Here is a 14,381-nt window from a genome sequence, read left to right as displayed (position 1 = left end):
ACGTCGAACAAGCGTGTAGCTTCCGGGGGCATGAAGGCGGGGGAGCCGGGGGGCTTCCATCTGGGGGGACCGGGGTGACTGGGGGGTTACTCGATGGGAGTGCGGCTCATGGTGGTCGACGACCACCGACTGCTGGCCGAGGCGCTGGCCTCGGCGCTGAAGCTACGGGGGCACCGGGTGCTGGCCGCGGCGGCGCCGGCCGCGGGGGCGGCGGAGCTGGTGATCACGCGGGCGCCGGAGGTGTGCCTGCTGGGGACGGCCACGCCGGCGGAGCCGGGGATCTTCGACCCGGTGGTGCGGATCAAGCGGGAGCGTCCGCAGGTCGCGGTCCTGGTCCTGGGTCCGGTGCCCAGCCCGCGCGGCATCGCGGCAGCCTTCGCCGCGGGCGCTTCCGGCTACGTGCGGCACGATGAGCGCATAGAGGGTGTCGAGCGGGCGATCATGAAGGCCCGAGCGGGGGAGGCGGCGGTGGCGCCGCAACTGCTGCAGGGCGCGTTCAGCGAGTTGCTCAACCCGGCGGCCCAACCGGACGACGAGGGCCAGCGGTTGCTGTCGATGCTCACGCCGCGGGAGGTCGAGGTCCTGGTCCGCGTCGCCGACGGCGAGGACACCCGTCTGATCGCGGCGGGCATGGGCATCGCCCCCTCCACGGCCCGCACCCACGTCCAACGGGTCCTGATGAAACTGGGCGTGGGCTCGCGCCTGGAGGCAGCGGCCCTGGCGGCCCGGACGGGCTTGCTGGACCGCGCGGGATCGCTCCAGCGGACAGTGACGCCGGACCCGGGGGCGGGGCCGGAGGCCTGACCAGGTGCCGACCGCTCGGCCTTTCATGAGCGGAGTACCGGCTGACCGTTGCCGGAGGACGGTGGGTGGGGCGGCCAGGGACCGAGCGCGGGGAGTCCGTGCGCCGCTACCGGTGAGATCGCGGGCGTGCGCCCGGCCAGCCAGGCCGCCAGGTCGCGCACCCGCCCGGTGACCACCGTGCCCGGCCGGTCGCCGACGGACCACTCTCCGCGCACGTCTTCGGCGGAGAGGCGCGTGCCTGCCGGCAGACGGCCGAGGAGGAACGCGATGGCGTGCGTGGCCAGGCCCTCGGGCCAGTCGTCCGACCGCACGCCGAGGTCCAGGTCGACCAGGTGGATCCATGCCTCGCGCCAGCGTGCCCAGACGGTCGCGGCCAGGTCGGCGTTCCGGAACGTGACCGGACGTTTCCAGTCTTCGTCGCCGGCGCGTGCCCAGGCCGCCTCCAGGCGGGCTGTCTGGGCGGCGAGTTCGGCCCGGTGCTCGGCGGCGCTGCGGCCGGCCGTGGCCTCGATGATGGCGTTGCGCTCGTCCACGCCACCGTCGTAGGCCGCCACGAGGTCCCCGCGCAGTGCATGCTCCGCGAGACGGGCGAACATCCTCGCGTTGTCGGTGAGATGCGCCAGTACGTGGCCACGGGACCAGCCGGGAAGGGCGGACGGTTCGGCGACCTGCTCGTCGGTCACTCCGGCGACGAGCCGTTCCAGGGTGCCGTGGGCTTCGATCACGGCTGCGACGGGTGGTTGCATGGGCAGCCCTTCTACGAGGCGGGAAGCTGGTACACGACTGAGGCCCGCATCCATGCGCCCCACGCTGCATGAGCCCTCTTGCCTCAGTAAAGAAACTTTCCGAGCATGATCGGCTCAGCGCGTGGTCGCGGCCAGGCGCTGCCTCAAGGCGACCAGCACCCCGGCACCTCGTCGCGCCGAGTTGCGCACCCGCCCGGCCTCAGCGCCGGCGCCGAGTACCGGACGGCGCAGGGCTACTCCACGCGCTCATCGTCCCCCGGCTCCACCCCCGGCGGCGGAGGAGCCACAGGCCTCAGCTTCAGCCAGACCAGGAAGAACACCCCCAGCGCGAGCATCCCCAGCCCGGTCCACAGGTTGATGTTCACGCCCTCCGCCTTGTCGAGGTCGGCATCGGACGCCGTGAACCCCGCGATCGTGACGATCACCCCGTAGACCACGAACAGCCCGCCGATGATCCGCCGGATGTCGAACAGCCGCGCGGCGGTCGCCGACTTGCCCTGCAGCTCGGTGACTTCCCGCTGCACGTCCTTCTCGGAGTAGAACTCGGACATGTTCTGTCAGCCTCCCTGGGTCAGAACGAGAACGGGATGTAGCAGGCCGCGGCCAGGACGACCGCGCCCCAGCCCAGCAGCGCCGGCTTGCGGTACCAGGCCTCGTCCCCCGGCGCCGGCGGCTCCGCCATGCCGGGCGAGGTCGTGCCGTAGACCAGCCCCTGGAGTTCCTCGGCCGGCTTCGGCGCGGTGAAGAGCGACACCGCCACCATGACGACCGCGCCCGCGACGAACCCCGCGATGGCCGAAACGAAGTTGGCCCCTTGGTCGGAGGGGATGTCGACGATGTCCTGCTTGTAGAGGACGAAGTAGTTGACCATCGCGGCCGTGGTGCCGGCGAGCAGACCCCAGAAGCCCGACTTCATCGACGTCCGCCTCCAGAACATGCCGATGATGAAGACGACGAACATCGGCACGTTGAAGAAGGAGAACAGCGTCTGGAGGTAGCTCATGATGTTGGAGAAGGACGACGCCAGGAACGCCGTGCCGATGGAGGCCAGGACACCGATCGCGGTGATCAGGCGGCCGAAGCGGACGTAGTACTCGTCCTCCCGTCCCTTCACGACGTACTTCGCCCAGATGTCGGTCGTGAACACCGTGTTGAACGACGACACGTTCGCCGCCATGCCCGCCATGAAGGCCGCGAGGAGACCGGTCACGGCGATGCCCAGCACCCCGTTGGGCAGCAACTGCTCCATCAGGTAGGGGATCGCGTCGTTGTACTGCAGGTCGGAACCGGATGTACCGATCTTCGGGACCAGTACCGCGGCGACCAGACCCGGGATCATCACCAGGAACACGATGAAGATCTTCGGGAACGCGGCGATGAGCGGGGTGCGCTGGGCCGCCGAGAGGTTCTTCGCGGACAGGGCGCGCTGCACCTCCGCGAAGTTCGTCGTCCAGTAGCCGAAGGAGAGTACGAAGCCGAGGCCCAGGACGATCGTCAGCCAGTTCGCGCCCAGCGGGTTGGCGCTGCCGATGCCCGTGCCGCCCCAGGAGGTCATGAAGTCGGCGCCATGGGACCGGGTGAGGGAGTCGGACAGGCCGTCCCAGCCGCCCACCTTCTTCAGGCCGAGCACCGAGATGGGGATGAGCGCGGCGAGGATCACGAAGAACTGCAGGACCTCGTTGTAGATCGCCGAGGACAGTCCGCCGAGCGTGATGTACGCCAGGACGAAGAAGCCGGCGACCACGATCGCCACCCACTGCGGCCAGCCGAGCAGCGCCTCGACGACGATGGCCAGGGCGTAGAGGTTGACGCCGGCGATGAGGATGGCGGCGCAGGCGAAGAGCACCGAGCTGAGCAGGTGCGCCGCCCTGTCGAAGCGCAGCAGCAGGAACTCGGGGACCGAGCGGACCTTGGAGCCGTAGTAGAAGGGCATCATCACCAGGCCGAGGAAGACCATGGCCGGGATGGCGCCGATCCAGTACCAGTGCGTGGTGTAGACGCCGTACTGCGCGCTGTTGGCGGCCATGCCGAGGATCTCGGTGGCGCCCAGGTTGGCGGCGATGAACGCCAGGCCGGTGACCCAGGCGGGCAGGGAACGGCCGGAGAGGAAGAAGTCGAGGCTGGTCTTCACCGAGCGGCGGGCGGCGAAGCCGATGCCGAGGACGACGGCGAAGTAGATGCCGAGGATCGTGTAGTCGAGCCAGTTCGTGGGGAGTCGCAGCTCGGCTGCCAGGTGGGTGGGGGGATGCATGAGCCCTCGCTTCGTTGCGCGAACCGATACGTCGCGGAATCTACGCCTCCGCCTTCAGACAGTGAACACGTCTGCTGATGCTCTTTGTTTGATTGTGATGTTGACGATTGGGGGGAGTCGTGTTTTGATATGTTTGGTTATGTTTGAAGGATGAGGAGTCCGGCGTGAAGAAGACCTCGACCCGGCTGGCCGACGGTCGCGAGCTCATCTACTACGACCTGCGTGACGACAGCGTGCGGGACGCGGCCGACCGCCGCCCGCTGGACCGCACCGTCACCACGTCCGAGATCCGCCGCGACCCCCTGCTCGGCGACTCCGTCGCCATCGCCTCGCACCGCCAGGGCCGCACCTACCATCCGCCGGCCGACGAGTGCCCCCTGTGCCCCTCCGAGGGCGACCGGCTGAGCGAGATCCCGGACTCCTCGTACGACGTAGTCGTGTTCGAGAACCGCTTCCCCTCGCTGGCCGGCGACTCCGGCCGCTGCGAGGTCGTCTGCTTCACGTCCGACCACAACGCGTCCTTCGCGAGCCTGAGCGAGGAGCAGGCCGGCCTGGTGCTGGAGGCGTGGACGGACCGTACGTCGGAGCTGTCCCATCTCCCCTCCGTCGAGCAGGTGTTCTGCTTCGAGAACCGGGGTGCCGAGATCGGCGTGACCCTCCAGCACCCGCACGGACAGATCTACGCCTACCCCTTCACCACCCCGCGCACCGCCCTGATGCTGCGTTCCGTCGCGGCCCACAAGGAGATGACGGGCGGGGAGAACCTCTTCGACGCCGTCCTGGAGCGTGAACTCGCCGAGGAGCGGGTCGTCCTGGAGGGCGACCACTGGGTGGCCTTCGTGCCGTACGCGGCGCACTGGCCGTACGAGGTCCACCTCTACCCCAAGCGCCGCGTGCCCGACCTGCTCGGGCTGGACGAGGCCGCGCGCACAGAGTTCCCCAAGATTTATCTGGAACTCTTGAGGCGCTTCGACCGGATCTTCGGTGACAGTGAGCCCCCGACCCCGTACATCGCGGCCTGGCACCAGGCCCCGTTCGGCGCGCTGGAGGAGTTCGACGGAGTCGTGCGCGAGGACTTCGCGCTCCACCTCGAGCTTTTCACCATCCGCCGCACTTCCGGCAAGCTGAAGTTTCTCGCGGGTTCCGAGTCCGGCATGAACGTGTTCATCAACGACGTGCCGCCGGAGCGCGCGGCCGAGCGACTGCGAGAGGTAGCGAGTTCATGAGCGGGAAGTACCTGGTGACGGGCGGCGCGGGTTACGTCGGCAGCGTGGTCGCCCAGCACCTGCTGGAAGCCGGTCACGAGGTCGTCGTCCTCGACAACCTCTCCACGGGCTTCCGCGAGGGCGTCCCGGCCGGTGCGGCCTTCATCGAGGGCGACATCCGCGACGCAGCCAAGTGGCTGGACCCCTCCTTCGACGGCGTGCTCCACTTCGCGGCGTTCTCGCAGGTCGGCGAGTCGGTCGTGAAGCCGGAGAAGTACTGGGACAACAACGTCGGCGGCACCATGGCCCTGCTCGCGGCGATGCGCGAGGCGGGCGTGCGCAAGCTCGTCTTCTCCTCCACGGCGGCGACGTACGGCGAGCCGGAGCAGGTTCCGATCACCGAGTCGGCGCCGACGTCCCCGACCAACCCCTACGGCGCCTCGAAGCTCGCCGTCGACCACATGATCACCGGCGAGGCGGCGGCCCACGGACTGGGCGCGGTCTCGCTGCGCTACTTCAACGTGGCGGGCGCGTACGGCGCGTACGGCGAGCGCCACGACCCCGAGTCCCACCTGATCCCGCTCGTCCTGCAGGTGGCGCAGGGCAGGCGCGAGGCGATCTCCGTCTTCGGTGACGACTACCCGACGCCGGACGGCACCTGCGTGCGCGACTACATCCACGTCGCGGACCTCGCCGAGGCCCACCTGCTCGCCCTGACGGCCGCTGCCCCCGGCGAGCACCTCATCTGCAACCTCGGCAACGGCAACGGCTTCTCCGTCCGCGAGGTCATCGAGACGGTCCGCCGGGTGACCGGCCACCCGATCCCGGAAGTGGTCGCCCCCCGCCGGGGCGGCGACCCGGCGATCCTGGTGGCGTCGGCCGCCACGGCCCGCGAGAAACTGGGCTGGAACCCGTCCCGCGCGGACCTCGACGGAATCGTCGCGGACGCCTGGGACTTCGCGCAGCGGCGCGGCAACTAGTACGGAACGAAGGGTCAGGGGTCAGGCATGAGCGAGGCTGTTGCCGACGAGGCCGCCGGAGCGGTCGCCGGGCGGTTCACGGAGCTGTACGGCGCCGAGCCGCACGGAGTCTGGGCGGCACCGGGCCGCGTCAACCTCATCGGCGAGCACACCGACTACAACGACGGCTTCGTCATGCCGTTCGCCCTGCCGCACCAGGCGGTGGCGGCGGTCTCACGCCGCGAGGACGGCGTGCTCCGCCTCCACTCGGCGGACGTCGAGGGCGGGGTGGCCGAACTCCGCCTGGACGACCTGTCCCCGGAGTCGGACAAGAACTGGACGGCGTACCCGGCGGGCGTGGTGTGGGCGCTGCGCGAGGCCGGCCACGCGGTGACGGGCGCGGACATCCACCTGTCCTCCACGGTCCCGTCGGGCGCGGGCCTGTCGTCCTCGGCGGCGCTGGAAGTGGTCGTGGCGCTGGCCCTCAACGACCTCTTCTCCCTCGGCCTGCGGGGCTGGCAACTGGCCCGCCTGTGCCAGCGCGCGGAGAACGTCTACGTGGGCGCCCCGGTCGGCATCATGGACCAGACCGCGTCGGCGTGCTGCGAGGCGGGCCATGCCCTCTTCCTCGACACCCGCGACCTCTCCCAGCGCCAGATTCCCTTCGACCTGGCGGCGGAGGGCATGCGCCTCCTCGTGGTCGACACCCAGGTCAAGCACTCCCACAGCGAGGGCGAGTACGGCAAGCGCCGTGAGGGCTGCGAGAAGGGCGCGGCGCTGCTCGGCGTCGACGCCCTGCGGGACGTGCCCTACGCCGACCTGGACGCGGCCCTGGCCCGCCTCGGCGACGAGGAGGAGGTCCGCCGCCTGGTCCGCCACATCGTCACGGAGAACGAGCGTGTCGAGCGGGTGGTGTCCCTGCTGGAGTCGGGCGACACGCGCGCGATCGGCCCGGTCCTGGTCGAGGGCCACGCCTCCCTCCGGGACGACTTCCGCATCTCCTGCCCCGAACTGGACCTGGTCGTCGACACGGCCCTCACCTCCGGCGCCCTGGGCGCCCGCATGACCGGCGGCGGCTTCGGCGGCTCGGCGATCGTCCTCGCGGAGGAGCCGGACGTGGACCCGATCACCAAGGCGGTCCAGGAAGCCTTCGCCGCGGCGGGCTTCACGGCACCCCGCGTCTTCGAGGCGGTGCCGTCGGCGGGGGCACGCCGCCTGCGCTGACGAATCGGCCGGGCGCCCTGTCCTCCAGGAGGAAGGGCGCCCGATCATCTGTCCGCGACGTCAGCGGTTGACGGCCTGGTACTCCTGGACCGCCACGTCGGTGGTGGTGGCGAACGTGCCGCTGGGCAGGTCGCCGCCCGTGCCGCCCGCGCCTTCCCAGCTGATGTCCCAGGTGAGAGTCGCCTTGAGGCTGTAGGAACCGTCCCCCGACGAGCGCAGGTACCGCACCCCGCACGGAGGCGTCAGCTCCGCCTTGCCCCTGGCGTACGGCTCTCCGATCGACCCGTCGTCGTTGATCCCGCACTCACCGGACACCGGAAGGCTCTCCGCGTCCTCCGTCCCCGGATCGAGGTGCAGGCTCACGGGCTTGGCGGTCGTGGTCGCCCACAGCCCGGTCCCGGGAAGACTCGCCGTGACGGAAACCGGCTTGAAGGTGCCCTTGTCCAGCCAGACCCAGGTGGGAGCGTTCACGGTGGACTTGCCGTTCGGCGCGAGGGTCACCTTGGTCGGCGGCACGACGGTCCGCTGATGGGCAAGCCCGGCGAGCGTCTCGGTGTCGATGGCCTGGGGGACGCCGGGGTTCTTGCCGTTGTCCACCCAGAAGGGTTCACGCTTGCAGTTCCTGGAGGCGGGGTCATCCTTCATCTTCGGATTCGTGACGGCCACCCACCACATGCCCTCGTCGTTCTTGTCGACGTTGAAGTCCTTGTAGGGGTCGCCTTCTTTGTAACGCGCCTTGTCGTCCGCGATGCCCGCGGGATCGCCGCCGACGGACTCGTACATCGACCAGTTGGCCTCGGTGTAGGTCTTGAAGTCCTTGGCTTTCCAGTAGGGCTCGTACCAGCAGGCCGGTGGTTCCCAGTCCACGGCGTCGGATGTGATCGGGCCGCCGTCCTTGGAGGGGGCTGCGCCCTTCACGTTGAAGGTGATACGCGACTGCAGCACCCGGCCTGAGGAGTCACCGGATGTCTCGACATCCCGGGATCCGTTGCTGCCGATGCCTCCGGCGACGGCTGTATCCACCCCGAGGAGGAGCAGCGCGGAGGTGAGAGCCGCGAGCGCCATGCGTCGGGTCACGGCTGGCACCTCTTGGCACCCCGGTCCTCGTGGAGGCTCCAGATCTGCCAGACACCCTCCTTGTTCTTCTTGACGCCGGTGTTGTAATAGACGTAGCTCTCGGGCGAGGTCTCGACCACGTTCACCTTGTTGGTCTTGAGGTCCTTGACGTTCGCGTTGCTCTCGTCCGCGCAGTACGTCACCGCCGCTGACGTCTTGTCGAACACCGTCACCTGACGGTCGAAGTAGCGCAGGGTACCGGCCCAGCTGGTCTTTCTGGCGATGTTGTCCTTGGCGTATTTGTAGACGCCGGCCAGCGCACTGTCCGTGTAGTAGAAGCCCATCCCGGACTTCTTCAGGTCGCCGTACGCCATCGCCTGATCCACAGTGCTGATGGCCCGTTCGTTGTCGGCGAGGATGGCGTCCTTCTGGGGGTCTCCGGTCTGCCTGTCTTCGAAGACGTTCTTCATGTCGTCAGGCAGCTTGATCTCAGGCCGATCGATCCCGTCCGCCGTAGCGGACACCGACGGCGAAGCCGATGGCGAATCGGCCGAATCCGCACCGGCGATCTTGTCGGACGACGCCCCGTCACCTTCCCCCGAGCCGCAGGCGGTCAGCAGCAGGGCCGCGGATGCGGTGAGCGCGGCTGTCACGAGCCGAGCAGGGCGGTTCACTGTGTGCTCCCGTTGAGGTGGGGGGACAAGTCGAGCGAACCAAACGCTATCCGTGGGCCTCACCGCGACGGCAACGAGGTCTTCCTCAGCCCAGCCGCTTCGTCAGCATGTACTCCGTGATCCCCGGTGGATAGTCCGGCACCTCGCACACCACCTCGTACCCCTGCTTCTCGTAGAAGCGGGGGGCCTGGAAGTCCCATGTCTCCAGGCGGGCCGCGCGGCATCCCCGCTCCTCGAAGGCGATGCGTTCCGCCTCCCGAAGCAACCCGGCCCCGAGGCCCCCGCCGCGAAGGCGTTCGTCGACCCACAGGTAGGTGACGTGGAGCCAGGTCGCCCACGTGTAGCCGACGAGGCCGCCCGCCAGGCCGTCGTCCGTGTCGTTCACAGCCCACACGTGCAACGGGACGTCCCGTTCGTCCGGCGTCCCGCGCAGGGCGCGCAGCACCGGAGAGGCGGCTGTGTTCGTTTCCCGCAGGCGTGTACGGAGCAGATCACGTCGGGCCTTGTCGACTTCTGTCTCAAGACGGAACATGCGGCACACCATAAACGCGCAGGGCAGTCAGTTCTGCAAATAACCTTCCGCTCCGGGCCCCCGGCCGTACCCTGATGAACAGCACCGGTGGGGGCCGGTGCCGATCAGGGGGCGAGACAGCCGGGTACGACACCCGGGGTGGGGGTAGCGGTTTCTGCACGGCGGCGGCCGTGCGGCTGCGGCGACCCGGCCGGACTGCTGTGAGGACGGACGGACAGATGCAGCAGATCCGGGCACCCCGGTGCCGTACCCGCGCGGTGCCGTCTTCCGACGATGGGGTATCCCCTGCTCTTCAGGAGCCTGGGGAAGGGGGTTACGTGGTTCGCATCCGAGTCCTGGTCGTCGACGACCATCGCATCTTCGCCGAGTCACTCGCGGCGGCCCTCGCCGCCGAGCCCGATGTCGAGGTCTCCGCGGCCGGCAGCGGTCCCGCCGCGCTGCGCAGCCTGGAGCGGGCGGTCGCCGAGGGGCGGCGGTTCGACGTGCTGCTCGTCGACGCCGATCTCGGCGGCAAGGTGCCGGGCGCCCGCCCGGCCGTACCCGTGCAGGAGGGCAACGAGGACGGGCTCGTGGACGGGATCTCCCTCGTCACGGGGGTGCGGTCCGCGCAGCCGAACGTACGAATCGTCGTGCTCGCCGAGAAGGACGACCCGCGGCGGGCCGCGCTCGCCCTTCAGGCTGGAGCCTGCGGGTGGGTCGCCAAGGACTGCTCGCTGTCCCGGCTGCTCACGGTCATCCGGGGCGTGCTGCGGGACGAGACGCATCTGCCGCCGGCCCTGCTGACCGGCGTGCTGCGGGAACTGACCGCCGCCCGCAAGCACCGCACGGAGAGCGAGCGGCTGGTGGAGTCCCTCACTCCGCGTGAGCGGGAAGTGCTGCGGTGCATGGTGGCGGGGCTGGGGCGCAAAGCCGTCGCCGAGCGCCTCTTCCTGTCGCCGCACACGGTGCGGACGCACATGCAGAACGTGCTGGGCAAGCTGGGCGTGCACTCCACGCTCGCCGCCGTCGCCCTGGCCCGGCGGGCCGGAGTGGGCCCCGCCGACCTAGCCGGGGATGTTGTCGAACGGGGCGGTCAGCTGGCGTAGCAGCCCCGCCAGTTCGCCGCGCTGGGCCCGGGTGAGCTCCGCGAGGATCGCGCGCTCCTGGTCCAGCAGGCCCGCCAGGGCCTGGTCCGCGCGGTCCCTGCCCTCGGCCGTCAGCCGGACCAGGACGCCACGGCGGTCGCTGGGGTCGGGGAGGCGTTCCACCAGGCCCTTCTTCGCCAGGCGGTCGATGCGGTTCGTCATCGTGCCCGACGTGACCAGGGTCTGGGTGAGGAGCTGTCCCGGCGAGAGCTGGTACGGCGTGCCCGCGCGGCGCAGCGCCGTCAGGACGTCGAACTCCCACGGCTCCAGGCCGTGCTCCGAGAAGGCCAGCCGGCGTGCCCGGTCCAGATGCCGGGCCAGTCTGCTCACGCGGCTGAGCACCTCGAGCGGTTCGACGTCGAGGTCCGGGCGCTCCCGGCGCCATGCTGCGACCAGCCGGTCGACCTCGTCCTCCATGACGATCAGTGTAGTGGTTGTGTCGACGTAGAGTCTCTTGACATCCATTTTCTTGACGTCGAGATAAATTGCCTGTCACGCTGTGTGTGCGTCCCATACGGTCATCACGGACACCAGGAGCACCCATGCCCGCAGCCGCCCCCACCTGGGACCCCGCCCAGTACCTCCGCCACGCCGGCCACCGCGCCCGCCCCTTCGCCGACCTCCTCGTCCGCGTCCCCGACCTCCCCGGCGACCCTCCCCGCATCGCCGACCTCGGCTGCGGCCCCGGCAATGTCACCGCGCTGCTCGCCGCCCGCTGGCCCACCGCCCGGATCACCGGCTACGACAACTCGCCCGAGATGCTCGACAAGGCCCATGTGGATCACGAGGGGCCCACCCCGGGCGGCGGCCGTCTCGACTTCACCCACGCCGACGCCCGCACCTGGACGCCGGACGAGCCCTGCGACCTGATCGTCAGCAACGCCACGCTCCAGTGGGTGCCGGGGCACCTCGACCGGTTCACCGACTGGGTGGCCGCGCTGAAACCCGCCGGGACCTTCGCCTTCCAGGTGCCAGGGAACTTCGACGCCCCCAGCCACCGGCTCATGCGCGACCTCGCGCACGCACCGCACTGGCGCGACCGGCTCGCGGGCACCCTGCGCCACGGCGACGCCGTCCACACCCCCGAGACCTACCTGGAGCGGCTCACCTCGCTCGGCTGCACCGCCGACGTGTGGGAGACGACGTACATCCATCTGCTCCAGGGCGAGGACCCCGTGCTCGACTGGGTGAAAGGGACCGGCCTGCGGCCCGTGCTGACCGCCCTCGCCGACGACCCCGAGGCACGGGACGCCTTCGTCGCCGAGTACCGGGCGGCCCTGCGCGAGGCCTATCCGGCAGGTTCGCACGGCACCCCGTTTCCGTTCCGCCGGGTGTTCGCGGTGGCCCGGAAACGGGGGTGAGTGGTGGTCAGGTCGTGCGGCCCAGGTGGGTGACGAGAATGCGGATCACTTCGTCGTCGATGACGTACATGACGCGGTAGTCGCCGACGCGGAGGCGGCGGATGTCGAGGCCGTAAGGGACCGAACCCGCCGGACGAGGGTCATCGGCGAGCTTGTCGATGGTGTCCAGGACCAGGGCGAGGCCGCTCGGATCCGCCTTCAGGAACCGCGCCGCGGCGTCGAGGGCGTGCGGCTCGAAGACGATTTCGTAGGTCACTTCTTCTCGAGCCCCAGCCGCCTGCGTACCTCGTCCATGGGGATGCCCGGGCCAAGCGTGCCCTCCGCCTTGCGTCGCTGATAGTCCGCGACGGCGAGGGCGTCTTCGAGATCCTCTATCACCTGCGGAGACACGAGCAGCGCGGCCACGTGGCCGTGGTCGGTGATGGCGATGGTCTCGCGGCTGTGGGCCGCGCGCCGGACCAGGTCGCCGAGCTGGGAACGGGCGGAGCTGATCGTGATCTCAGTCATGCGCACATGGTGCCACAAGATTAATCTCGTGGCCCATGATTTCCACTGGCTTCAGCATTTGCGGCGCCCTATCAGATGCGGCTTGGCCTCCAGGCCGTCCAGGCCGTGCCACGCCAGGTTCACCAGGTGCGCGGCCACCTCGGCCTTCTTCGGCTTGCGTACGTCCAGCCACCACTGGCCGGTCAGGGCGACCATCCCGACCAGGGCCTGGGCGTACAGCGGGGCCAGCTTGGGGTCGAAGCCGCGGCTCTTGAACTCGCGGCCCAGGATGTCCTCCACCTGGGTGGCGATGTCCGAGATGAGCGAGGCGAAGGATCCCGTCGACTGGGGGATGGGGGAGTCGCGGACCAGGATGCGGAAACCGTCCGTGTACTCCTCGATGTAGTCCAGCAGGGCGAAGGCCGCCTGTTCGCACAGTTCGCGGGGGTGACCGGCCGTGAGAGAGCTGGTCACCATGTCCAGCAGGCGGCGCATCTCGCGGTCCACGACCACCGCGTACAGCCCTTCCTTGCCGCCGAAGTGCTCGTACACCACCGGCTTGGATACCCCGGCCTTCGCCGCGATCTCCTCCACCGACGTGCCCTCGAAACCCTTCGCGGCGAAGAGCGTACGACCGATCTCCAGCAGCTGCTGGCGGCGCTCGGCACCGGTCATCCGGGTGCGACGCACTCGCCGCGGCTTGTCGTTGCTGGGGGTGCTGCTCGAGTCGGTCGCCACAGCGACCATCATGCCGCCTTGACGGGCTCCTTCCCGCGCGGGGAGCCGCCTTCCCCGGTGTTCCGGCGCGAATCGATACGTGAGCGTGACGGCCAGCGCACGTCGTACGCCCAGCCGAGCATCTCGAACCAGCGGATCAGCCGGGCGGAGGAGTCCAGCTGGCCGCGCATCACCCCGTGCCGCGCGGAGGTGGGGTCGGCGTGGTGCAGGTTGTGCCAGGACTCGCCGCAGGACAGGATCGCCAGCCACCACACGTTGCCCGAGCGGTCACGCGACTTGAAGGGGCGCTTGCCCACCGCGTGGCAGATCGAGTTGATCGACCACGTCACGTGGTGCAGCAGGGCCACCCGGACGAGCGAGCCCCAGAAGAACGCCGTGAACGCCCCCCACCAGGACATCGTGACCAGCCCGCCGATCAGCGCCGGGAGGGTCAGGGACACGACCGTCCACAGGACGAACTGGCGGGAGATCGCGCGGAGCGTCTTGTCCTTGATCAGGTCCGGGGCGTACTTCTCCTGCGATGTCTGCTCCTCGTCGAACATCCATCCGATGTGCGCCCACCACAGGCCCTTCACCAGGGCCGGGAGCGTCTCGCCGAACCGCCACGGCGAGTGCGGGTCGCCCTCCGCGTCGGAGAACTTGTGGTGCTTGCGGTGATCGGCCACCCAGCGGACCAGCGGACCCTCGACCGCCATGGATCCGGCGATCGCCAGCGCGATCTTCAGCGGCCGCTTGGCCTTGAAGGAGCCGTGGGTGAAGTGACGGTGGAAACCGATCGTGATGCCGTGGCATCCCAGGTAGTAGAAGAACACCAGCAGACCGAGGTCCAGCCAGCTCACACCCCAGCCCCAGGCCAGCGGCACCGCCGCCAGCAGCGCGAGGAACGGGACGGTGATGAAAAGGAGGAGGGCGATCTGCTCGATGGACCGCTTCCGCTCGCCGCCCAGCGTGGCGGGGGGAGCTTGATCGGTTGCCTGACCGGACGCCTTCGGGGCGTTCTCGATCACGTCGGAACTACTGGTCATACGCGTCCCCTGGAGGGTATGTGGATGGAGAAGGGGGTTGCCGGTCACGGGAACCCCGCAGTGCTTCCTACGGTTCCGTAACCTACGGCTTCGTAAGTATGGCAGCGCGACGCCCGGCGACAAGAGCCCGCCAGCTGCGCGTCTCGGCCGACACCTATCCTGGAGTCGGTCGGACAGCGCGGTCCGCTCTGATTTC

Annotated in this window: 17 protein-coding genes; 6 read left to right on the top strand and 11 right to left on the bottom strand. The window is 69.5% G+C overall.

The window, feature by feature from the left end:
* Positions 1-93 precede the first annotated feature (93 nt).
* The gene (locus tag AC07F0_RS00765; RefSeq protein ID WP_478972446.1) at positions 94-804 is read left to right on the top strand and encodes a helix-turn-helix transcriptional regulator; all 711 of its coding nucleotides are present in this window, start codon (positions 94-96) and stop codon (positions 802-804) included.
* A gap of 23 nt (positions 805-827) precedes the next feature.
* On the opposite strand, the gene AC07F0_RS00760 is transcribed toward AC07F0_RS00765, so the two are convergent.
* The 3 genes from AC07F0_RS00760 to AC07F0_RS00750 form a co-directional block, all read right to left on the bottom strand.
* A complete protein-coding gene (locus tag AC07F0_RS00760; RefSeq protein WP_478972443.1) occupies positions 828-1,550 on the bottom strand; it encodes a maleylpyruvate isomerase family mycothiol-dependent enzyme in 723 nt (240 codons plus the stop codon).
* A gap of 233 nt (positions 1,551-1,783) precedes the next feature.
* Positions 1,784-2,101 (bottom strand): hypothetical protein, encoded by a 318-nt coding sequence (locus tag AC07F0_RS00755; protein ID WP_478972441.1) that lies wholly within the window; start codon positions 2,099-2,101, stop codon positions 1,784-1,786.
* Between the two features lie 20 nt (positions 2,102-2,121).
* Complete coding sequence (locus tag AC07F0_RS00750) at positions 2,122-3,801, bottom strand: sodium:solute symporter family protein (protein WP_478972438.1); 1,680 nt, start codon at positions 3,799-3,801, stop codon at positions 2,122-2,124.
* A 164-nt stretch (positions 3,802-3,965) separates the two neighbouring features.
* Here AC07F0_RS00750 and galT point away from each other — a divergent pair, with 164 nt between their 5' ends.
* The 3 genes from galT to galK are packed head-to-tail and all read left to right on the top strand — an operon-like array spanning position 3,966 to position 7,189.
* Positions 3,966-5,027 (top strand): galactose-1-phosphate uridylyltransferase, encoded by a 1,062-nt coding sequence (gene galT, locus AC07F0_RS00745; RefSeq protein WP_478972435.1) that lies wholly within the window; start codon positions 3,966-3,968, stop codon positions 5,025-5,027.
* Positions 5,024-5,986 carry a UDP-glucose 4-epimerase GalE gene (galE, locus tag AC07F0_RS00740; RefSeq protein ID WP_478972432.1) on the top strand — a complete coding sequence of 321 codons (963 nt, stop codon included), beginning with the start codon at positions 5,024-5,026 and terminating at the stop codon, positions 5,984-5,986. Before galT ends, galE begins: the two co-directional genes overlap by 4 nt.
* A gap of 27 nt (positions 5,987-6,013) precedes the next feature.
* Positions 6,014-7,189 carry a galactokinase gene (gene galK, locus AC07F0_RS00735; protein ID WP_478972429.1) on the top strand — a complete coding sequence of 392 codons (1,176 nt, stop codon included), beginning with the start codon at positions 6,014-6,016 and terminating at the stop codon, positions 7,187-7,189.
* Between the two features lie 60 nt (positions 7,190-7,249).
* Here the strand turns inward: galK and AC07F0_RS00730 are convergent, their stop codons facing one another.
* From AC07F0_RS00730 to AC07F0_RS00720, 3 genes are all read right to left on the bottom strand, one after another.
* A complete protein-coding gene (locus AC07F0_RS00730) occupies positions 7,250-8,275 on the bottom strand; it encodes a hypothetical protein (protein ID WP_478972427.1) in 1,026 nt (341 codons plus the stop codon).
* Positions 8,263-8,919 (bottom strand): hypothetical protein, encoded by a 657-nt coding sequence (locus AC07F0_RS00725; protein WP_478972424.1) that lies wholly within the window; start codon positions 8,917-8,919, stop codon positions 8,263-8,265. Before AC07F0_RS00725 ends, AC07F0_RS00730 begins: the two co-directional genes overlap by 13 nt.
* An 85-nt stretch (positions 8,920-9,004) precedes the next feature.
* Complete coding sequence (locus tag AC07F0_RS00720) at positions 9,005-9,463, bottom strand: GNAT family N-acetyltransferase (RefSeq protein WP_478972421.1); 459 nt, start codon at positions 9,461-9,463, stop codon at positions 9,005-9,007.
* Positions 9,464-9,768: 305 nt separating this feature from the next.
* Here AC07F0_RS00720 and AC07F0_RS00715 point away from each other — a divergent pair, with 305 nt between their 5' ends.
* Positions 9,769-10,536, top strand: a complete 768-nt coding sequence (locus AC07F0_RS00715; RefSeq protein WP_356926358.1) for a response regulator transcription factor — start codon at positions 9,769-9,771, stop codon at positions 10,534-10,536.
* Here AC07F0_RS00715 and tamR read toward each other — a convergent pair.
* The gene (tamR, locus tag AC07F0_RS00710; protein WP_010035221.1) at positions 10,495-10,992 is read right to left on the bottom strand and encodes a MarR family transcriptional regulator TamR; all 498 of its coding nucleotides are present in this window, start codon (positions 10,990-10,992) and stop codon (positions 10,495-10,497) included. The two genes, AC07F0_RS00715 and tamR, sit on opposite strands and share 42 nt — an antisense overlap.
* A 125-nt stretch (positions 10,993-11,117) precedes the next feature.
* On the opposite strand from tamR, the gene AC07F0_RS00705 reads away from it, so the two are divergent.
* On the top strand, positions 11,118-11,936 hold the full coding sequence (locus tag AC07F0_RS00705; RefSeq protein WP_478972419.1) for a trans-aconitate 2-methyltransferase: 819 nt from the start codon (positions 11,118-11,120) through the stop codon (positions 11,934-11,936).
* 7 nt (positions 11,937-11,943) lie between these two features.
* Here AC07F0_RS00705 and AC07F0_RS00700 read toward each other — a convergent pair whose 3' ends face one another.
* From AC07F0_RS00700 to AC07F0_RS00685, 4 genes are read right to left on the bottom strand one after another with little or no spacing between them, the layout of a single operon-like run.
* Positions 11,944-12,192 carry a type II toxin-antitoxin system RelE family toxin gene (locus AC07F0_RS00700; protein WP_478972416.1) on the bottom strand — a complete coding sequence of 83 codons (249 nt, stop codon included), beginning with the start codon at positions 12,190-12,192 and terminating at the stop codon, positions 11,944-11,946.
* Positions 12,189-12,443 carry a type II toxin-antitoxin system Phd/YefM family antitoxin gene (locus AC07F0_RS00695; RefSeq protein WP_478972413.1) on the bottom strand — a complete coding sequence of 85 codons (255 nt, stop codon included), beginning with the start codon at positions 12,441-12,443 and terminating at the stop codon, positions 12,189-12,191. The genes AC07F0_RS00700 and AC07F0_RS00695 overlap by 4 nt, the downstream gene beginning before the upstream one ends.
* 51 nt (positions 12,444-12,494) lie before the next feature.
* Positions 12,495-13,172 carry a TetR family transcriptional regulator gene (locus AC07F0_RS00690; protein ID WP_478972410.1) on the bottom strand — a complete coding sequence of 226 codons (678 nt, stop codon included), beginning with the start codon at positions 13,170-13,172 and terminating at the stop codon, positions 12,495-12,497.
* Entirely contained in the window at positions 13,169-14,185 is a 1,017-nt protein-coding gene (locus AC07F0_RS00685) for an acyl-CoA desaturase (RefSeq protein WP_478972407.1), read from the bottom strand. Before AC07F0_RS00685 ends, AC07F0_RS00690 begins: the two co-directional genes overlap by 4 nt.
* Positions 14,186-14,381: the final 196 nt, after the last annotated feature.

It is taken from the genome of Streptomyces sp. NPDC045955, from assembly GCF_056430805.1.
This window is presented reverse-complemented; position numbering and strand designations above follow the sequence as displayed.